At 70.1% G+C, this 18,751-nt stretch carries 18 protein-coding genes and 1 tRNA gene; 6 read left to right on the forward strand and 13 right to left on the reverse strand.

All coding sequences use genetic code 11. The annotated features are described in order from the left end of the window. Nucleotides 1–257 precede the first annotated feature (257 nt). Together H4W31_RS05930 and H4W31_RS05935 are read right to left on the reverse strand one after the other, a co-directional pair. Nucleotides 258–746, reverse strand: a complete 489-nt coding sequence (locus H4W31_RS05930) for a GNAT family N-acetyltransferase (RefSeq protein WP_225945406.1) — start codon at nucleotides 744–746, stop codon at nucleotides 258–260. Between the two features lie 553 nt (nucleotides 747–1,299). Next, nucleotides 1,300–1,376: transfer RNA gene (locus H4W31_RS05935), tRNA-Thr, on the reverse strand. Nucleotides 1,377–1,514: 138 nt separating this feature from the next. On the opposite strand from H4W31_RS05935, the gene H4W31_RS05940 reads away from it, so the two are divergent. After that, nucleotides 1,515–3,269 (forward strand): metallophosphoesterase family protein, encoded by a 1,755-nt coding sequence (locus tag H4W31_RS05940; RefSeq protein WP_192765731.1) that lies wholly within the window; start codon nucleotides 1,515–1,517, stop codon nucleotides 3,267–3,269. Nucleotides 3,270–3,349: 80 nt separating this feature from the next. On the opposite strand, the gene H4W31_RS05945 is transcribed toward H4W31_RS05940, so the two are convergent. The 3 genes from H4W31_RS05945 to H4W31_RS05955 are packed head-to-tail and all read right to left on the reverse strand — an operon-like array spanning nucleotide 3,350 to nucleotide 4,446. Continuing rightward, on the reverse strand, nucleotides 3,350–3,535 hold the full coding sequence (locus H4W31_RS05945) for a DUF397 domain-containing protein (RefSeq protein WP_192765732.1): 186 nt from the start codon (nucleotides 3,533–3,535) through the stop codon (nucleotides 3,350–3,352). Nucleotides 3,536–3,593: 58 nt separating this feature from the next. Further along, nucleotides 3,594–3,782, reverse strand: coding sequence for a DUF397 domain-containing protein (locus H4W31_RS05950; RefSeq protein WP_192765733.1), 189 nt, complete (start codon nucleotides 3,780–3,782; stop codon nucleotides 3,594–3,596). Then, the gene (locus H4W31_RS05955) at nucleotides 3,772–4,446 is read right to left on the reverse strand and encodes a DUF5753 domain-containing protein (protein ID WP_192765734.1); all 675 of its coding nucleotides are present in this window, start codon (nucleotides 4,444–4,446) and stop codon (nucleotides 3,772–3,774) included. Before H4W31_RS05955 ends, H4W31_RS05950 begins: the two co-directional genes overlap by 11 nt. 885 nt (nucleotides 4,447–5,331) lie before the next feature. Here H4W31_RS05955 and H4W31_RS05960 point away from each other — a divergent pair. Next, the gene (locus tag H4W31_RS05960) at nucleotides 5,332–5,484 is read left to right on the forward strand and encodes a hypothetical protein (RefSeq protein ID WP_192765735.1); all 153 of its coding nucleotides are present in this window, start codon (nucleotides 5,332–5,334) and stop codon (nucleotides 5,482–5,484) included. A gap of 591 nt (nucleotides 5,485–6,075) precedes the next feature. Here the strand turns inward: H4W31_RS05960 and H4W31_RS05965 are convergent. Continuing rightward, nucleotides 6,076–6,654, reverse strand: coding sequence for a class I SAM-dependent methyltransferase (locus H4W31_RS05965; RefSeq protein ID WP_225946204.1), 579 nt, complete (start codon nucleotides 6,652–6,654; stop codon nucleotides 6,076–6,078). A gap of 306 nt (nucleotides 6,655–6,960) precedes the next feature. Between H4W31_RS05965 and H4W31_RS44145 the strand changes: the two genes are divergently transcribed. Continuing rightward, nucleotides 6,961–7,554 (forward strand): CPBP family intramembrane glutamic endopeptidase, encoded by a 594-nt coding sequence (locus tag H4W31_RS44145; protein ID WP_318783046.1) that lies wholly within the window; start codon nucleotides 6,961–6,963, stop codon nucleotides 7,552–7,554. A 164-nt stretch (nucleotides 7,555–7,718) separates the two neighbouring features. Here H4W31_RS44145 and H4W31_RS05975 read toward each other — a convergent pair whose 3' ends face one another. From H4W31_RS05975 to tmk, 6 genes are all read right to left on the reverse strand, one after another. After that, complete coding sequence (locus tag H4W31_RS05975) at nucleotides 7,719–8,552, reverse strand: PSP1 domain-containing protein (RefSeq protein WP_192765736.1); 834 nt, start codon at nucleotides 8,550–8,552, stop codon at nucleotides 7,719–7,721. Between the two features lie 57 nt (nucleotides 8,553–8,609). Beyond that, nucleotides 8,610–9,269 carry a hypothetical protein gene (locus tag H4W31_RS05980; protein ID WP_192765737.1) on the reverse strand — a complete coding sequence of 220 codons (660 nt, stop codon included), beginning with the start codon at nucleotides 9,267–9,269 and terminating at the stop codon, nucleotides 8,610–8,612. Beyond that, nucleotides 9,269–9,574: a type VII secretion target gene (locus H4W31_RS05985; protein WP_192765738.1), complete on the reverse strand. Its 306-nt coding sequence runs from the start codon at nucleotides 9,572–9,574 to the stop codon at nucleotides 9,269–9,271. Before H4W31_RS05985 ends, H4W31_RS05980 begins: the two co-directional genes overlap by 1 nt. Next, nucleotides 9,575–9,901, reverse strand: coding sequence for a YbaB/EbfC family nucleoid-associated protein (locus tag H4W31_RS05990; protein ID WP_192765739.1), 327 nt, complete (start codon nucleotides 9,899–9,901; stop codon nucleotides 9,575–9,577). It abuts the gene before it with no gap. Between the two features lie 283 nt (nucleotides 9,902–10,184). Then, the gene (locus tag H4W31_RS05995; protein WP_192765740.1) at nucleotides 10,185–11,558 is read right to left on the reverse strand and encodes a DNA polymerase III subunit delta'; all 1,374 of its coding nucleotides are present in this window, start codon (nucleotides 11,556–11,558) and stop codon (nucleotides 10,185–10,187) included. Further along, complete coding sequence (tmk, locus tag H4W31_RS06000) at nucleotides 11,558–13,885, reverse strand: dTMP kinase (RefSeq protein ID WP_404825695.1); 2,328 nt, start codon at nucleotides 13,883–13,885, stop codon at nucleotides 11,558–11,560. The genes H4W31_RS05995 and tmk overlap by 1 nt, the downstream gene beginning before the upstream one ends. 327 nt (nucleotides 13,886–14,212) lie before the next feature. Here tmk and H4W31_RS06005 point away from each other — a divergent pair, with 327 nt between their 5' ends. Next, nucleotides 14,213–15,433, forward strand: a complete 1,221-nt coding sequence (locus H4W31_RS06005; protein ID WP_192765742.1) for an alanine racemase — start codon at nucleotides 14,213–14,215, stop codon at nucleotides 15,431–15,433. 68 nt (nucleotides 15,434–15,501) lie between these two features. Here the strand turns inward: H4W31_RS06005 and H4W31_RS06010 are convergent, their stop codons facing one another. After that, the gene (locus tag H4W31_RS06010; protein ID WP_192765743.1) at nucleotides 15,502–16,068 is read right to left on the reverse strand and encodes a TetR/AcrR family transcriptional regulator; all 567 of its coding nucleotides are present in this window, start codon (nucleotides 16,066–16,068) and stop codon (nucleotides 15,502–15,504) included. Nucleotides 16,069–16,342: 274 nt separating this feature from the next. On the opposite strand from H4W31_RS06010, the gene H4W31_RS06015 reads away from it, so the two are divergent. Then, nucleotides 16,343–17,662: a D-arabinono-1,4-lactone oxidase gene (locus H4W31_RS06015; protein WP_192765744.1), complete on the forward strand. Its 1,320-nt coding sequence runs from the start codon at nucleotides 16,343–16,345 to the stop codon at nucleotides 17,660–17,662. 56 nt (nucleotides 17,663–17,718) lie between these two features. Next, nucleotides 17,719–18,660, forward strand: coding sequence for a GNAT family N-acetyltransferase (locus H4W31_RS44150; protein WP_192765745.1), 942 nt, complete (start codon nucleotides 17,719–17,721; stop codon nucleotides 18,658–18,660). The last annotated feature ends 91 nt before the right edge of the window (nucleotides 18,661–18,751 follow it).

Here is an 18,751-nt window from a genome sequence, read left to right on the forward strand (position 1 = left end):
CGGTCACAGCGGTCGCACCCACACTTACACCCCCGGGTAACCGCACAACATCGTCAGGTCGTCACAACTCATAGGAGGGCCGGCTGCCATGCATCGTCGCTGACCACGACCGCGCATGCGAGACAGGCACAAAGAGGCCGCGCAGCCAGGGCGAATGTCGCTCGCTTCGGCCGCATCAACCTAACAGGGGACATCGATGCCCAGCAACCGTCAACGGTCAGGACGACTGCGATGATCGAACACGTCGATCGGTCGCCTCAAGGGCGTCCCCGCCAGGCGTAGGTCATGTCAGGTTCGTTCTCCTCGTTACGGCTGCCGTCGTTCTCGTCGACGGGACGAAAACCGTGCCGCTCGTAGAACGCCCGGGCGTCGGTGTTGCGCGTGAACACCCGCAGGCTGAGCCCGCCCGGGCTGGCCTGCTTCACCTGACTCAGCAGCGTTGAGCCGATGCCCTTCCGGCGTGCCTCCGGGCGAAGATAGAGGTGCTCGAGCACGTCGCCCTCGAGTGCGGCAAAGCCGAGGACCTCGCCTGTTTCCAGACTTTCGGCCACCCACGTCACGCAGCTGGGCAGCAGCACGTGGCGGACCCACGCCTTGGTCTGCTCGTCGTCGTACAACCGTGGCAGATAGGGCATCGCCGCCGTGCGGGAAGCCAGGAACACCCGGGTGATGACTTCGGCGTCGCTGTCGTCGGCCAGCCTGACGATGCCCTCGTCTGGTTTCACATCGCCATCGGCCGTTGCCATGCCGGCTATCTTGCACCACCGGTTCGGGAAAGGCGACCTGCGCCACGGTCGGGGCCGCAAGCGCGACCCATCCGCCCAAGCGACATCGAGGCGACGGGGTGGCGCGTGCCCTGCCGTACCACCAGTTTGGTGCGCAACTCGGCGCGCGGCGAATCGATCACTTCGCCGCAGGCGAGGCACATGATCATCCGGGCTGCGAACCGGGCCCCGTTGTCACCACACGACCCACCCGGGCCGAGCCCTGGCGACCCCAGCCCGGCGACCAGGTCGGCCCACACCTGCTCGACGGTTTCAAGCAGGCAGTCCGACTCGCCGGGCCCTACAGTGCCGCCACCCAGCAAACGCGGGTTTGCCCGCACTCGGGTATCCGTTGCAGCACCGAACTGTTGCCGGCTGAACTACCAGCGGCCGACCCCCCACGGTCACGCCTGCCGAACCTGATCGCCCACGGGTGTTTCCGGGGGGTTTTGGGCGGTTTTCGGGGGACGATTCAAGTCCGCATAGATAAACATAAGGCCCTAACCAGCATTTCTGCTGGTCAGGGCCTTACCCCTGGAGCCGCCTGACGGAATCGAACCGTCGACCTACGCATTACGAGTGCGTCGCTCTAGCCGACTGAGCTAAGGCGGCAACGCCGGAAAGTGTACGACACCGACCGCCGGGCCGCCGCAGGGGTTTCGCTATCGGCACCCCCGGCCGACCTCCTCCGCCCGGACGGTCAACTGCCGGGCAGTGCCGCCCCGGGTCGATCCGGCTAGGCTGCCATCGATGACCGATCAACAGGATCGGCGGACCGGCGACCCGGCCTGGACGGGCGAGCCGGCCCCGACGGAGCCCCCGGCACCACCCCGGCCACGCAGTCTCGACCCCCGCGAACTGGGCTTCACCCCACAGCGACCGGTGCCGTGGCTGGCGCCCCTGCTCTTGATCAGCACCGGTCTGCGTACCCTGCTGGCGATGCTGTTCGGCGCGTACCTGGACAAGCGCGAGCTACAGAACTCGCTGCCCAGCGACGTGACCCGACAGGTGGGCCCGGGCGGTGACCTGTGGCTGGACTTCGTCGCCGACCTCGGCGACGGGTTCCACGCCACCTACTCGGTCGCCTACCTGCTGTCCCGGCCCGAACTGGAGGTCGACGGACACCGGCTGCCCCGGGGGCAGATGCTGCTGATGGGCGGCGACCAGGTCTATCCGACGGCCAGCGGCGAGGCGTACGAGAACCGGTGCAAGGGCCCGTACCAGGCCGCCCTGCCGCAGCCGCCGACCGATGGGCCGCCACCAGCCCTCTACGCGGTACCCGGCAACCACGACTGGTACGACGGCCTCACCGCGTTCCTGCGGCTCTTCGCCGCCTCCCGGGACTCCAACATCGGCGGCTGGCGTACCCCGCAGGCCCGCTCGTACTTCGTCGTGGAGTTGCCGGCGGACTGGTGGCTCTACGGGCTCGACGGGCAGTCCGGGGTCTACCTCGACGACCCGCAACTGCGCTACTTCGAGGACGCCGCCAAGCGACTCACCCCCGAGTCCCGGGTCATCATCGCGGTACCGGAGCCGTCCTGGGTGAAGGCCGCCGACCATCCCCAGGCGTACGACACGATCGACTACTTCGTCCGTACGGTGATCGCCCCGACCGGCGCGAAGGTCCGGCTGCTGATCTCCGGCGACATGCACCACTACGCCCGCTACTCCGGCCCGGACCGGGAACTGATCACCTGCGGGGGAGGCGGCGCCTACCTCTACCCCACCCACAAGCTGCGGGAGAGCATCGAGGTCCCGCCGAAGGACACGCTGGTCCGGCGGGCCAGCAACTCGGAGTCGTACGACCTGGCCGCCCGCTATCCGGAGCCCGGCCGATCCCGGCGGTACGGCTGGGGCATCTTCGGCCGGCTGCCGCTGCGCAATCCCGGCTTCGCCACCCTGCTCGGCGCGGTGCACACCCTGCTCCTGCTGGCGATGGTCGGAGTGGCCGCGCCCCGCACCGAGGCCGCCGCCCAGCGGCTGTTCAGCATCCCGCTGGCCATGATGCTGGTCGTCACGCTGCTCGGCGCGGTCTTCTTCGCCAAGCCGCCCAGCGCGAACGGCAAACGCCACGCCCGGCACTGGATCCTGGGCCTCTGTCACGGGTTCGCGCAGATCGGGCTGGCCGCCGGAGGCACCTGGATCTGGTTGCAGCTCTTCTTCCACGAATGGCCGTGGCCGCTGCCGGTGGTCGCGGCGGCGGTGGTCTACGGGCCGCTCGTCGGTCTCGTCGCCAGCCAACTGACCGCCAGCTACCTGCTGATCGCCGGCAGCTTCGGGGTCAACCTGAACGAACTCTTCGCCGGCCAGGGCATCGAGGACGCGAAGTGCTTCCTCCGGCTGCACATCGACGCCGACGGCACACTGACCGGATATCCGGTGGCGGTGGACCGGATCTGCCGCCGCTGGCGCACCGAGCCGGACGGCGCCCCGGACGCCGCCTGGCTGAGCCCGGAGCAGCCGCTGACGTTCCGCCTCGCCGAGCCCCCGTTCAGCATCCGCTGAGCGACTTCACGCCAGCGTGGTCATAGCCGACCGAGATCGCCACGCGAACGGCCCCGCCTCCAAATAGGCGGCGCGGACGGTCAGGCGTTCTTCGCCAGCGTGACGAACGCCTGCCACGCGGCCGGGCCAAACGTGAGAGTTCCGCCGTCGCGGTCCTTGGTGTCCCGGACCAGCACTCGGCCACGGAGATTGTCGGCTACCTCAACGCAGACACCGGTGCCGTTGCTGCGGGTGGACGTCCGCCAGCGGGGCTCACTTGTCTTCATCAAGCATCCTCAAGATCACGTCCCGTGACTGGACTACGGGGAGGGCGGGCCGGGGGGGTCAGCCGTGGGTCTTCGCCAGACTGACGAACGCCCGCCAGGCGGCCGGGCCGAAGGCTAGCGTTCCGCCGTCGCGGTCCTTGGTGTCCCGGACCAGCACCCGACCGGGGAGGTTGTCGGCCACCTCGACGCAGTTGCCAGATGACCCGTTGGACCGGGTACTTTTCCGCCAAACTGGTTCATTGCTCATTGATAATCCTCAACATCATGTCTCGGGTCTGGTCGGCGGTCAGCGCCAGCTCGTTCACTGCCTCCCAGACTAGTTCCAGCTCAAGCACGTCACCAGGAGTGGTTGCCACCCTCCCCTGTAACAGGTCATCAAGGTAGCCGACCCGCCGCCCGTCAGGCATCGCGGCAAGCGCGAGCGGTCCCCCCAGCCCGGCATGGATGCCAGCCGCGTCGGGCACAACCCGAATGCGGACGGTGGGCCGGTGGCTGACATCCACCAGGTGCCCAAGTTGAGCCTTGAGGATTTCGGGCGGCCCGCGGTGCAACGCGGATTCCTCAACCATCACAACCAACTCAACCGGCGGCCTGCGATCCAGTACGGTCGCCTGGCGGTTGCGACGGGTTGCAACTACCTCATCAAGCCGGCCGGTGTTGGATGGCACGGCGGCGAACACAAGCCGCATATATTCCTCGGTCTGGAGGAGGCCAGGAATCAGCGTCGGTTCCCACGCGCGCAGCAGAACCGCGCGACGCTCGTGTTCGACCCACGGGCGTAGCCACGGGCGGAGGTCTTCGTGGGCCACCTTTGCCAGATCTTGAATCTCGCGGCCGGTGCCGAATACCTCGTCAAGGCGCTGCGCTGTGCCTTCCTGCGGTATCAGCTTTCCTGACTCGAAGTACTGCACTGAGGACTACGAGACGCCGATTGCGGAGGCAAGCCTGTCTTGAGACAGCTCCCGCTGCGCACGCAGCTCTCGAATGCGGGCCGGGAGCGACGACGTTTGGTCATTCACGATTATCACCCCGGGTGGTCAACAGGTGGTGCCGTCATCATCAGGCGGTCATCCCGCTTATCTTCCGGTACCACAGGGTCGCGGTCCAGGGTGGAATGCAGACGAAGGAACTCGCCGTTGGCCTACGCCATGCCGGGGACGGAATGGCGGCGCCGTGTCCGCTCCAACCTTCGTTCGGGGGTGGGAACCGTTATGACCGTGGCGGTTCCCACCGCCCCTATCCCCGAGACTGAGAGGTGACCCAATGGGACCAGGAGGGCGACGACACCCCCTGCGACGACACCGACGAGACTGGCGACGACTCTGGCGATACTGCCGATGCGGGTTCCGCTGGGTTTGCCCGGACTCGGCCGATCGCGTGCCGATGCCGTTCGGGCCGTACGTCCGGCCGATGACCGAGACGGAGTACCAGGAGGGCATGCGTGCGTCATCGCCCGTGCCCGAGGTCGTGCGCCTGGACCCGATCGTCCCGCCGCCAGCGGCCACGCGCTGGGCGCGGGAGGGTGGGAACGGCAGGGATCCGCTGTCCGGGCGGCACCAGATCGACCGGGCTGGCGCGTTGACGCGAGCCCAGACCAACCGGGGTCGCTACGGAAAACCGGCACCCCAAGACGCCAAGCGAGCCGGTCGGGTGTAGCCGTGATCGGGCCTCAGGAACGCTGGTACCGACAGGCCCGGCGGCTCGCCCGGAGGCGCCACCCGACCGGCAGGCACACTCCGACGCGGTCGTACGCCTGCGAGACCTGCCAGGATCCCTGGCCCTGCGCGCCAGCCCGCTTGGCCCTCCTGGTCGGCTTCAAGGGCAACCGGGTCGGGCTGATGATGTACCTCGCCGGACACCTCACCCGCGCACTACAGGCGCTGCCCGACACGCATCCTGCGCTGATCGCCGGTCAACTCCTCTACTGGGTACCCCGGCGCCGCCAATGACCTGCCTCATCACCCGACTGGCCCGCCTCGGCGTCCGCCTGCGCTTCCCCTTCGCAGCGGCCCCGGGGCGGGCCGCTGTCTACGCGCAGTCGTCTGTCTGCGCTCAGCCGTCGCGGGGGCGCGAGTCGGGCCCCTTCGTGCCCTGTCAGGGCCGTGACAAGGCCTCAGCATCCACGGCCGGTACGGTCAACCCGATCACTCGCAAGGAGTACCAGAGCGACCAGTACAAGCCCCGAACTGTCCGACACTCCAACGCGGTGCTGCGCGCCTTCTATGAATATTGGACCAAGGAAGGGCAAGGTCCGCTGCGCAATCCGGTCCCTCGTGACCGGCGCGGGAGCAGGCCGAACGCGCACCACAACCCCCTCGAACCGTTCCGGCCGGAGGGGCGGCTGCGCTACAACCCCAAGGTCCCCAAGACGGTGGACCTGGGCCTTCCAGTAATCCGCGGCCGATGAGCCGCCCTTGCTCAGCCGGACGCCGGACCGTTTGGCACCTCACTGCGGAGGTGGCTTCCCTTGAACCGTCAGTTGATCGATCTATCAAGACCAGTACGTTGCCGGAAGGGCTGGTCCAGCGGTGAGGTGATCACTATGACGCAGCGGCTGTCGCTGCGATGGCCGCACACATGCGGTCCGGACGGTCCGGAATCTGTTTCCTCAAGCGCTGAACCTCGGTGAAACCGGCTTTTGCCAGGCGGGCGGAGAACGTATCTACGGGCCAGCGGTATGCCGTGTGAACCTTGTGGTCGAACGCGGCTACGCCGTCGGCACTGTCGAAGAAGCCGATCACCAGCTTCCCGGAGGGAGCTAACATCCGGCGGAACTCGGTAAGTACACCGTCCAGCTCTGGCGGCGGCAGGTGGATGGTCGAATACCAGGAGAGGATGCCCGCCACCGAGTGGTCGGGAAGGTTCAGGTCGGTCATCGATCCGAGTCTGAACTCCGGCCCCGGAAAGTTCGTCTGCGCATGGTCGATGAACTCAGGGACCAGGTCCACGCCGGTCACGTCGGCGCCGAACGAATGCAGGTAGGCGCTCCAGTGCCCGGGGCCGCACCCGAGATCGAGCACCCTACCGTCCAAGCCGACCAGGTGGTCCCGGACGAGGGCCGCGTCGTCCACGTCAGCCTGCGAGTCACCCTTGAACAAGGCGATGTACTGCTCAGACATGTATGAGTAGGCGTCACGGACCGACTGGTTCACCACGGCGAGACTCTAGCGTCAGGCGTCTGGTCCCCAGGCACCCCCCCGGCGAGCGGAACATCAGCACTGACAAAGCCTAGAACCCGAACCGCGAGCAATAACTCTCCGTCATCCCGGGTCCCATCAATCGATGATCTTAGTGGTTCGGAAAAGATCGCGCTGCACCTTGCGCCCGGTGCCCTGATCGTCGCCGCCTACCTGCTCCTCGCCGAGCCGTTCGTCAAAGCGATCAACTACCCGATCTTCCTCGCCTGGGCGATCGCCCTGGTCATCGTGCTCGCACCGCTCCTGTTCGGCCTGTTGTGGTTGGGCCGCAGACGCACCGGCCGCTACACGCTGCGCACAGTGACGCACTACCGGGACAAGCCCATAGGACGCGGGAAGATTGTCGCCACCATCGCCGGCCTCATCGTGTGGATGACGGTAGTGTCGCTCGCGCTCGTCCCACTGGACAACCTCGTCTTCGACAACTTCTTCACCTGGATCCCCTTCGAAGGCGCAGGCGGCAGCGCCACCACCTACATCGACGGGTATTCACACTCCCAACTGGTCGTCACGATGCTGATCTGCCTGCCGCTGACCGGCTTCACCCTCCCCCTCATCGAGGAGTACTACTTCCGCGGATTCCTGCTCCCCCGCATCTCCCACCTGCGCTGGGGAGCACCCGTGCTCTACACGGTTCTGTTCTCGGTCTACCACTTCTGGGCGCCATGGACCGTCCTGTCGAAGATAATCTTCATGCTCCCGGGAGTCTGGCTCGTCTGGCGCAAGCACGACATCCGGATCTCGATCGGTATGCACCCCGGCAGCTGCCTGCTCATGGCCACGATCGGCACCATCGCCATCATCCTGGGCGTCACGCCGTAACACCTACACGACCGAGAGCCACGGGATCTTCATGTCCCGGGTCCACTTCTGATCACACGGCATACCGGTCCACATACGCCTTGCGGCTTCCGCACACTGACGCCTTCGGGCAGAGGTTACGGAAGCCGTCGGCGTTGCGCCGATGTTCGCACCTTATTGCAGTCCTAGCGGCCCTCGTACGCCTGGCGGGATCCGCAGACGTCGGAGAGCGAGCACCGGTTGACGGTCCCGTCGGAGATCTGACGGACGGTCACCGTCTCACTCGGGACGTGCCGGGACACGACTTTCGCCAGGCCATCCGGTGTCTCAACCCGCTGGCCAGGGTTTGGGTAATTGCCGCTGTTGGCGTAGAGCGGATGTTCATATTTGAGGCAGCACATCAGCCGGCCGCAGGCGCCGGAGATGCGCAGCGGGTTCAGCGGCAGATCCTGGTCCTTCGCCATCCGGATCGTCACCGGCTCGAAGTCGTTCAGGAAGGTGGCGCAGCAGAGGTCACGGCCGCAGGAGCCGATGCCGCCCTGAACCCTGGCCGAGTCCCGGGCGGAGAGCTGACGCAGCTCGACCCGGCAGTGCAGGGTGGCGCCCAGGTCGCGGACCAGGGACCGGAAGTCGACCCGGTGCGGCGCGGTGAAGTAGATGGTGGTCCGCGACCCGTTCGTGCTGCCCGGGGTGGGATCCAGCACGTGGTCGACGGCGACCACCTTCATCGGCAGCCCGTGCTCCCGGATCAGCCGCTTCGCGGCCACCTTCGCCTCCGCCTTGCGCTTACGGAGCGTCTCGTCCCGGCGCAGATCCTCCGGGCCGGCCAGCCCCGCCAGTCGGGGGAAGCCGTCGGTCTCCTCGGTCACCCACTGTGCGGCCCAGACGCACTCGGCCACCTCGGTACCGTCGTCGGTGGGCACCAGCACCCGGTCACCGACGGCCGGCCGCAACTCCCCCGGATCAAGGTAGTAGAGGCGGCCGTAACGGTTGAAACTTACCGCGCACAGCATGCCCATGCGATCACCCTACGACGGAACCGACCACACACCGAACCTCGCCGACATGATCGCAGGTCAGAGGGCTATCCGGCCACCGTCCGGCCGGACCGCCGGACCGTCGGGCGGCCGGTACGCGACCTCGTCCAGGTCCGGCGCCCACCGTCCCGGCAACGCCTCCGCCCGGTCGTACGCCTCGGCGACCGTGGCCAGCACCCGGGCCCCGATCTCGGCGGCGGCCAGCTCGACCGGGGCGCCACCACCGGTACGCGCCGTCACCACGGTCACGGCTTCCGCCGAGCCGAGCACGTCACCGAGGGTACGGGCCAGTGCGCTCCTGGTCCGGGCGATCCAGTCGGCGACCTCGTCGGCGTACGCGGCCGTGGCGTCGAGCCGTCCGGTCAGGCTCTCCGCCCCGTCGACCAGGTACGCCCGGAGCGCGTCACGGTGCGCGGCGAACGTCTCCGCCGCCGGGCCCTGCCACGAGCCGCCGTCGGCCAGCGCCGCCCCCACCTCGTCGTACGTCCCGAGATGGGTCCGGGTGGCGGCACCCGTGGCGGCCAGTGGAGCCGACCGCAGGGCGAGCACCGCGTGCACGGCGTCCCCGGGCAGGACCCGGAGCTGGCGGAGCAGGGGCCAGAGTCGGTGTCCATCGGGTGCACCGGCGGCGACGAGGATTCCGTCGACCCGCCCGAGCAGGTCGGCGGCCGGATCGGCGAGCTGGTCGAGGAGGTCCATCACGCCTCCCTCGAGTGCCGGTGGTGGGCCGCGTCGTCGGTGTCCGCGTACTCCTGGGCGGCGACCCGCAGCGCGGCGGCGGTGTCGGTCAGCCGCTCGGCGGTGGCCGTCAGCTCCCGGGCCCGGTTGTCGAGTGCGGTCAGCCACTGCCGGTGCAGAGCCCGGCCGATCTCGCCCAGCCGACCCGGCCCGTCGGCGTGGAAGGCGCTCTCCCCCGGCCCGGAGTACGGCAGTCGGCGGGCGAGGTCGGCGAGGTTCCCGCCCGCGCTGTCGAGCCGACCGGCGAGGTCACGAAGGCCGTCCACTCAGGCCTCCGAGAGCCGGCGGTACTCGCCGAACGTCTCGACGTGCAGCTTCTCCCGGGCCCACTTCGCGGCATCGTCCGCCGCCGTGATGGCGGCCCGGACCGATCTGGCCACGTCCGGCCCACTGCGCAGGTGCAGCGGACCCAGGAAACGTACGTCGCTGACCGCACCGTCGGCGGTCACGACCAGCTCCACCAGCCCGTCCGGCGAACGTACGGTGACCTCGACCCGCCGGATTGCCTCGTCGAACTGGGCCTGCAACGCCTCGATCCGCCGGTACCGTTCGATCGCCTCCTCGACCCAGGCCTGGTCGATCTCCCGCGCCATCGGCAGGTCCTCCCGTTTAGCCCGATGCCCGTCGGCTACCACCCTCGCCGGGCGGGCCGGGCAGCGATCAGCTCACCCAATGTGCCAGCCTCGCTGCGCTACGGCACCGAACCGTACCGGCCGACCCATCCGAAGGGAACCCTTCGCCCCAAGATCTCCCTAATGATGCTGGGCGAGGGTCCAACCATCGATGAATGGCCCTGCTCGGCCGCTGGTGACGCGCGACGGCTCGGCCGCCGGTGACGCGCGGACGGATCGGCAGCCGTTGGTGGCGTGCGGGGGCTCAGCCGCGCCAGAGGGCCAGCATCATCGCCTCGACGGCGATCCGTGGCTTCACGTTGGTCTCGATGGCCGCCCGGCAGCCCAGCACCGCCTCCAGCCGCCGCAGGGTGCCCTCCGCCGTCCACTTTCCGGCTGCGGAGGCGGCCGTCGCGGCGACGTCGGTGTGCACCGGTGCGACCGGGGCCCGCATCGAGAGGGTCAGCACGTCCCGGTAGAAGCCGGCCAGATCCACCAGCGCCCGGTCCAGCGCGTCCCGCTGGGCCCGGGTGGCCCGGGACTTCTGCCGGCGTTCGAGGTCCTTGAGCTGTCCGGCGGAGCCCCGGATCGCCCCCGCCGCGCCGCGCCCGGTCCCACCCGCGCCGAGCGCGGTCTCCAGCGCGGCCCGCTCGGCGGCGTCCGACTCCACGACGGCCGACGCCGCCTCGGCCTCGGCCGCGTCGATCAGCGCGGAGGCGGCGTCGAAGCAGGCACCGATGCCGGAGAGCCGGCGGGGCAGGGCCAGCACCGCCTCCCGGCGCTTGCGGGCGTCCGGGTCCCGGGCCAGCCGGCGGGCCCGCCCGACGTGTCCCTGAGCCGCGGCGGCGGCCCAGGCCGCCACGTCCGGCGCGACGCCGTCACGATCCCGGAGTACGGCCGCGACCGCGTCAGCCGGCGGCTGCCGCAGCGCCACCACCCGACACCGGGACCGGATCGTCACCGAGATGTCGTCCGGATGGGTCGACGGGGTACAGAGCAGGAAGACGGTACGCGGTGGCGGCTCCTCGACCGCCTTGAGCAGCGCGTTGCCGGCGGCCTCGGTGAGCCGGTCGGCATCCTCGATCACCAGTACCTGCCAACGGCCCCCGCTCGGGGTGCTCGCCGCCCGCAGCACCAGGGCCCGCATCTCGCCGACCCCGATCGAGAGCCCCTCCGGAACCACGAACCGCACGTCGGCGTTGGTACCCGCGAGGGTGGTGTGGCAGCCGGCGCACTCGCCGCAGCCGGTACCCCGGACGCATTGCAGGGCCGCCGCGAACGCCCGCGCCGCGACGGACCGACCGGAGCCGGGCGGCCCGGTGAAGATCCAGGCGTGCGTCATCGCGCTTCCGTTGGACGCGCCCGGCTCGCCCCCGCCCGCCGGGTCCAGTTCCCCGGCCGACTCCCCGGCCAACTCCGCGTCCAGCTCTTCGGCCAGTTCCGCGTCCAGTTCCGCGTCCAGTTCCTCGGCGAACTCCTCGTCCAGTTCCCCGTCCGCTGGACGCGTCTGGGCCGGCGCGGTGGCTCGGAGCATCTCCTCGACCGCGGCGGCCCGGATCGCCTCGGCGGCAGTGGCGGCCCGACGGAGGACGTCGACCGCCTCGGGCTGCCCCACCAGTTCGGCGAAGACCTCCGGCATCAGGGGTGCCGTTCGAGCTCGACGCCGCCCGCGCTACCACCCGTCCGCTCCCGGCCGGAGGCGCCATCGACGCTGTCTCCCGGTGCCCGACCGGGCCGGCCCACCAGCCGGGCCTGGGACGTCGGATCGTCGCCGTCGGAACCGGACCGGTCCCCGCCGCCCGGGGCAGGCTGGTCGTGGTGCACCCGACCGGCCTCGGCCGACCTCTCGACCTCGGCCGACCTCGCGGCCCCGGTCGACAGGTCCACGTCGTCGCGCAGTTCCGCCTCGGACAGCTTCGGCTGGGTCGAGGTGTCCGGCGGCCTCGCCGGCTCCGGATGGACGGTCGTCTCCGGATCGGCGAGCATGCCGGTCACCCGGTCGGCCACCGCCGCGGCGATCTCGTCGGCCGGGCGGGAGGCGTCGAGCACCAGATAGCGCTTGGGGTCGGCCGCCGCGAGGTCGAGGAAGGCGTCCCTGACCCGGTCGTGGAAGCTGATCGACTCCGCTTCCAGCCGGTCCGGGTCACCGCCCCGGGAGCCGACCCGGGCCAGCCCGGTCCGGGGCTCGACGTCGAGCAGTACGACCAGATCGGGCTTGAGCCCGCCGGTGGCCCAGGACGACAGCCAGGAGATCTCCTCCACCGGAAGGGTCCGGCCGGCTCCCTGGTAGGCGAGGGACGAGTCGACGTACCGGTCGCTGATCACCACCGCCCCGCGGGCGAGCGCGGGTCGGACGACGGTGGCGACGTGGTGCGCCCGGTCGGCCGCGTACAGCAGCGCTTCCGCCCGAGGGGCCAGCGAGTCCGGCCCGGTCTCCCGGCCGAGCACCAGTCCACGGATCTGCTCGCCCACCCCGGTGGCGCCCGGCTCCCGGGTCGTCAGTACCTCACGCCGGTGCTGCCGGAGGGCCTCGGCCAGCCTGCCGACCTGGGTCGACTTGCCGGCTCCCTCACCGCCCTCGAACACCACGAAGGCGCCGGACGAGGCGAACGGCTCGGCCGGGAAGAGCGGACGGCCCCGGATCGATCCCCAGAGATCGGGAAGTACCGGTACGCCCGGCTTGTCGTCCATCTGGCGGAACGCCTTGATCCCGGTGAAGATCCCGGCGGCACCCGCCACCAGCAGCAGCAACCGGGTGGACGAGACCGAGATGCCCAAGTCGGCGATTCGCAGTTGCCAGGAGCCGCCGACGCCGACCAGCAGGCTGCTCACCGAGATGGCCAGGATCAGCACCAGTCGGGTACCGGTCTGCACGACGGCGAAGACCCGGCCGCGCATCTCGTCGGGGATCTCCCCGCCCAGCAGGGTCGTACCGGCCAGGAAGGCCATCCCGGCACCGGCACCGACCAGCACCGCGCCGAGGATCGCCATGGAGAGGTGGATGGAGCCGGCCAGCACCAGCACGGAGGCGCTGGCCAGCACGATGCTCATGCCGAACCAGCGGCGCCGGGACATCTCCCGGACGATCATCGGCCCCAGCCCGATGCCGAGCGACAGGCCGAGGAAGATCGAGCCGAAGAGCAGGTAGAACGCCGCCTCACCGGCGGCCAGCGACTTGGTGAAGAAGTTCGCCGTACCGATCACCACGCCGCCACCGGCGAACGCGCCGAAGATGCCCAGCACCAGGCCCCGGACCAGCGGGGTCTTGCCGATGAACCGCCAGCCGTCGACGAACTGCCGCAGCATGCTCTGCTCGACCCGTTCGGCCTGCCCGGCGGCCTGTTCGACGCTCTCCCGACGCCCGCGCCGGCCGCTGATCTCCCGGATTCCGAAGAAGACCACCAGGGCGGTGGCGAGCCGGCTCAGTGAGTTGAAGTAGAGCGCCAACTGGGTCGGATCGGCCAGTCCCTGCGGTGGACCGCCGGACGCGGCGCGCACGCTGCGGTCCAGCACCGCGGCGCCGACCGCGGCCAGCACCGGGGTGAGTCCGTAGGTGGTGATCAACGTGAGCTGGTTGGCCACCTCCAGCCGGCTCCGCGGAATCAGGTTCGGAACCGCGGCCTCCTTGGCCGGGATCCAGATCAGCGTGACCGCCTCGATCAGGAAGGTGGCGACCGCCGCCCAGCCGACGACCAGCCCGCCGCCGATGTCCAGCAGGGCGGCGAGCGGGATCGAGGCGAAGAGTACGAACCGCAGCAGGTCACAGATGACCATGGTGATCCGCCGGTCGAACCGGTCGGCCAGTACTCCGGCGACCGGGCCGAGCACCAGGGCCGGAAGCAACCGGACCGCGATCACGCCGCCGAAGGCGAGACCCTTCGCGGTGTCGCCGGTGACCTGGCTGGAGGCGAAGACCGAGGTGGCCAGCAGGCCGAGCCAGTCACCGAACGAGGCGGCCCCGAGCACCAGCCAGAGTCGGCGGAACGGACGGATCCGCAGGACCGACCGCAGGGCCTGGTATCCGGTCCGGTCGACCGGACTCGTCGCGGGCGCGGGCGTGGACGTACCGGACGGTGGCGCTCCGCGCCCCGTGCCACTGTCTTTTTCGTCGATGGCCGTACCCCTCCGCACGCCGCCCGTCACCGGGCTCCCCCCGAGCACTCTAATCGCGGTGACGATCCACCCCGACCCCGACATTCCCCGGAGCCGGAGCCCGGGGGCGGTGTCGAGGGTACGGCGACACGAATACGCGAGATGGTTTCGCATTATCGCCGTGAGGGTTAGCGTGCTCGAATGGCCACCGAACGCGATACCCTGCGCAGACGCCTCGACCGGGCGACCGCGCACCTCGAACCGCCCATCGCCGTGGTGGACCTCGACGCCTTCGACGCCAACGCCGGCGCGCTCATCACCCAGGCCGCCGGCAAGCCGGTCCGGATCGCCAGCAAGTCATTGCGCTGCCGAGCCCTGCTCGGCCGGGCGCTGGCCGAACCCGGCTGGCGCGGGGTGATGACGTACACCCTGGCCGAGGCGATCTGGCTGGTCCGGACCGGTGTCACCGACGACGCGCTGGTCGGCTACCCCACCGCCGAACGGCACGCGCTGGCCGAACTGGCCGCCGACGCGGGCCTGGCCGCCGCGATCTGCCTGATGGTGGACAGCACGGCCCAACTCGACCTGATCGACACGGTGGCCGCTGCCGGTCGACGGGCGGAGATCCGAACCTGCCTCGACCTCGACGCCTCCTGGCGACCGATGGCCGGTGCCTTCGGCGGTCGGCTGCACGTCGGGACGCGCCGGTCACCGGTGCACTCGGCCGGCGCGGCGGGTGCGCTGGCCGCCGCGATCGGGCAGCGGCCGGGCTTCCGGCTGGTTGGCCTGATGTCGTACGAGGCCCAGATCGCCGGGCTCGGTGACGCACCACCCCGACAGGCGGTACGCGGCGCCACCATCCGGCTGCTGCAACGGCACTCGTACCGGGAACTGGTGCACCGGCGCGCGGCGGCGGTCGCGGCGGTACGCGAGCACGCCGACCTGGAGTTCGTCAACGGCGGCGGCACCGGCAGCGTGGCCCTGACCGCGGCCGACCCGGCGGTGACCGAGATCACTGCCGGATCGGGGCTGTACGGGCCGGCGCTGTTCGACGCCTACCGCACCTGGCGTCCGAGGCCGGCGGCGTTCTTCGCGCTGCCCGTGGTGCGCCGGCCCACCGCCAGGATGGCGACCCTGCTCGGCGGCGGTTGGGTCGCCTCCGGACCGGCGGACCCGGCCCGGCTGCCCACCCCCTGGCTGCCCTCCGGCCTGCGACTGACCGGTACGGAGGGCGCGGGCGAGGTGCAGACCCCGGTGACCGGAGTCGCGGCGGAGTCGTTGCGGGTCGGCGACCGGGTCTGGTTCCGGCACGCCAAGGCCGGCGAACTGGCGGAACACGTCGGCGAACTGCACCTGGTCGGAGCGGACCGGGTGGAAGGCACGGTGCCCACCTACCGCGGCGAAGGCCGCGCCTTTCTGTAAGGAAGGGCCCCTTCCTATCGCTTTCGGTAGAAGAAGGGGCCCTTCCTAACACCTCACCCGGGCCGGAGCTAGCCGGCCGAGGGTGCGGCGTCGACGTGTCGGTGCAGGTATTCGCGGATCAGCGCCGTCGCCTCGGTCAGCACCTTCTCGTCGCCCTCCGGATCTCGCCGGAACGCCAGTTTGATCAGCGCGTCGGCGGCCTCCACGGCGATCTCCAGCGCGAACCGCAACCGGGGCGCGTCGGCGGTGCCGAACTGCTCGACGAGTACCCGGGCCAGCTGTTCGGCGATGACCCCGTTGTTGTCCCGGTCCTCGTCGAGCAGGTGGACGTCGACCACATCGCCGAAGTGCAGGGTACGGAAGCCGGGAACCCGGCGGTGCATGGTGATGTACTCGTCGATCGCGGCGTCGACGCCGTCCCACCAGTAGGTCAGGTCGCCCCGGGAGAACCGGTCGCCCAGCCGTTCCAGGTACGCCTCCATGTTGCGCAGAGTCAGTGCCTGCACGATCGCTCGCTTGTCGGGAAAGAACTGGTAGACCGACCCGATGGCAACGCCCGCGCGCTCGGCGAGCAGGGTGGTGGTCAGTCCTTCGTAGCCGACCTCGTCGACTATCTCGGCGCACGCGTCGAGCATGCGCTGGACCCGAGCGACGCTGCGGCCCTGCACCGGGACGCGGCGCAATGGACCGGATGTGGCGGTTGACGTGGACACTCGTCGCCACTCCCTTTCGACGGGATGAAGGTTACTAGGCGTCGCGGATTTCGAAACGCTACCCGTACTAACGAGCCGGGTGGATATGCGGTATTTACTCGCCGTGACGATCCTGATTTACTCGCCCTGGCACACCGTGACGTGAGGGTGATTCACGTTTATCCATCGGTGGCCTGGCCGTTCCAGGGAGGGTCAGATGAACGGGCGTACCGCACCACCCGATGTCACCTCCTGGTCGAACTGGGCCGGCAACCAACGCACCGACGCCACCGCACTCCGTCCGGCGGACCCGGACGAGGTCGCCGGGGCGGTCCGGGCCGCCCGAGCCGCCGGTCGACGGATCAAGCCGGTCGGCAGCGGCCACTCCTTCACCGCCATCGCCCGCGCCGACGACCAGTGGATGGACCTCGGCGCGCTGGCCGGACCGGTACGCGTCGATGCCGACCGCCGACTGGTCACCGTACCCGCCGGGATGTCCCTGCGATCACTCAACGAGTTACTCGCCAGTCACCGGTTGGCGCTGGCCAACCTCGGCGACATCGACGCGCAGACGGTCGCCGGTGCGATCTCCACCGGTACCCACGGCACCGGCGCCGGCTACGGCTGCCTCTCCACCTTCGTCGCCGGGTTGACCCTGGTGACCGGGACCGGGGAACTGATCACCTGCTCCGCGCAGGAGCACCCGGAGGTCTTCGCCGCCGCCCGGGTCGGGCTCGGCGCGCTCGGCGTCCTGGTCGAGGTGACCCTGCGCTGCGTGGACGCCTTCGTGCTGCGCGCGGACGAGCGCCCGGCGCCGCTGGCCGAGGTCCTCGCCGAACTGCCGGACCTGGTCGGCGGGAACGACCACTTCGAGTTCTACTGGTTCCCGTACACCGACCGGGCGCAGGTGAAGATCAATAACCGGGTACCCGCCGACGACCGGCCACTGCCCCGGTTCCGCAGCTGGCTCGACGACGACTTCCTCGCCAACTCCGTCTTCGCCGGTGCCTGCCGGCTCGGCCGGGCCGCCCCGGCACTGGTCCCGACCATCCACGCCGTCTCGGCCCGCGCGCTCACCGCGCGGAGCTACACCGCGAGGTCCGACCGGGTCTTCTGCACGCCGCGCCGGGTCCGGTTCGAGGAGATGGAGTACGGCCTGCCCCGCGCCGCCCTGCCGGAGGCGCTCGCCGGGCTGCGTCGGGTGATCGAGGAACTGCCGTTCCGGGTGCTCTTCCCGGTCGAGGTCAGGTTCACCGCGCCGGACGACATCTGGCTCTCGCACGGCTACCAGCGCGAGTCGGCGTACGTCGCCATCCACCAGTACGCCGGGATGCCCGCCGAGCCGTACTTCCGGGCGTTCGAGCAGGTGGCGATGGGGCTGGCGGGTCGGCCGCATTGGGGCAAACTGCACTACCGGGACGCGGAGTCGCTGCGTCCGGTGTACCCCCGGTTCGCCGACTTCCTCGCGGTCCGGGACCGGCTCGACCCCGACCGGGTATTCGCCAACTCCTACACCGAACAGGTCCTCGGCGACTGACCGGAAGCGACGGAAAACCGCTCGAAGCGGCCGGGCGGTTGCCGTATACAGGCCCGGTGACCCCTTCCTCCGCCGCACGGATGCGGCCGTACTCGGACGCGGACCTGCCGCGCCTACAGGAGACCTTCGCGGCCTGGATCGCCGAGGCCGGGCGGTGCGGGTACGACCACGTCGGCGAACTGCCGCACCGGATCTACGAGAACCTCCGTGGTCGCCGACCGGTCGGTGAACTCGTCCAGATCTGGGAAACCGTCGACTCGGAGATCGTCGGTCTGGCGATCAACCTGCGCTTCGGGGCCTCGTTCGACGTCTTCACCGCGCCCGCGCTGCGCGGCACCGACGCCGAACGGGAGATGCTCCGGGTGGCGTACCGGACGACGGCCCGGTACATGGCCGGTGACGAGCCCGGAGAGTACGTCCTGACCGACGTCTTCGATCGCGACGGAACGCGGATCCGCCTGCTCACCGACCTCGGCTTCGCGAAGTTCCGGACCTGGGACGAGGTGACCGTCCGGGATCTCGCCCAACCGGTCGCCGAAGCGGTGGTGCCCGACGGCTTCGTGCTGCGTACCGCCCGACTCGCCGATGCCGAGCAGCTCGCCGCCGCCCGCAACTCCGCGTTCGAGGCGGACTGGACCGGACCGACGTACCGGGCGGCGGTGATGACGAAGCCCGGGTACGAGCCGGAGCGGGAGATCGTCGCCGAATCCTCCGACGGCCGGATCGCGGCGTTCACCGTCTACTGGGTCGACGGGCGCAACCGGACCGGGCACTTCGAGCCGGTCGGCACACACCGGGACTTCCAGCGGCTCGGCCTGGCCAGCGCGGTGATGCGGGACGCGATGCGCCGGATGCGGGCGGCCGGGACGGCCACCGTCACGGTCAACTACAACGCCGACAACCTGCCGGCCCAGCGGTTGTACGCCTCGCTCGGCTTCACGAAGGAGTACGAGACGTACGGCTTCCGCCGCCATCGCCCCGGCCCAGCGGACGCCTGACCGGCCGGCGGCCAGGGCGGCGGTCACCGCTCGATCCGGCGCGGCCGGCAGACAGTCGCCCGAGTCGGCTCGCCCCGCCTCGGGTCGGTCA

The organism is Plantactinospora soyae, from assembly GCF_014874095.1.
Taxonomy (GTDB): Bacteria; Actinomycetota; Actinomycetes; order Mycobacteriales; family Micromonosporaceae; genus Plantactinospora; species Plantactinospora soyae.

Bases quoted from the DNA above. Each gene is read 5' to 3' on its own strand.
- H4W31_RS05990 (WP_192765739.1), bottom strand. From the start codon at position 9,901: ATGGCGCGGGAGATCGACCAGGCCTGGGTCGAGGAGGCGATCGAACGG.
- H4W31_RS05965 (WP_225946204.1), bottom strand. From the start codon at position 6,654: ATGTCTGAGCAGTACATCGCCTTGTTCAAGGGTGACTCGCAGGCTGAC.
- H4W31_RS06015 (WP_192765744.1), top strand. From the start codon at position 16,343: ATGAACGGGCGTACCGCACCACCCGATGTCACCTCCTGGTCGAACTGG.
- H4W31_RS05945 (WP_192765732.1), bottom strand. From the start codon at position 3,535: ATGAAGACAAGTGAGCCCCGCTGGCGGACGTCCACCCGCAGCAACGGC.
- H4W31_RS05940 (WP_192765731.1), top strand. From the start codon at position 1,515: ATGACCGATCAACAGGATCGGCGGACCGGCGACCCGGCCTGGACGGGC.
- H4W31_RS05930 (WP_225945406.1), bottom strand. From the start codon at position 746: ATGGCAACGGCCGATGGCGATGTGAAACCAGACGAGGGCATCGTCAGG.
- H4W31_RS06005 (WP_192765742.1), top strand. From the start codon at position 14,213: ATGGCCACCGAACGCGATACCCTGCGCAGACGCCTCGACCGGGCGACC.
- H4W31_RS05950 (WP_192765733.1), bottom strand. From the start codon at position 3,782: ATGAGCAATGAACCAGTTTGGCGGAAAAGTACCCGGTCCAACGGGTCA.
- H4W31_RS05980 (WP_192765737.1), bottom strand. From the start codon at position 9,269: ATGGACCTCCTCGACCAGCTCGCCGATCCGGCCGCCGACCTGCTCGGG.
- H4W31_RS06010 (WP_192765743.1), bottom strand. From the start codon at position 16,068: ATGCTCGACGCGTGCGCCGAGATAGTCGACGAGGTCGGCTACGAAGGA.
- H4W31_RS05995 (WP_192765740.1), bottom strand. From the start codon at position 11,558: ATGCCGGAGGTCTTCGCCGAACTGGTGGGGCAGCCCGAGGCGGTCGAC.
- H4W31_RS05975 (WP_192765736.1), bottom strand. From the start codon at position 8,552: ATGGGCATGCTGTGCGCGGTAAGTTTCAACCGTTACGGCCGCCTCTAC.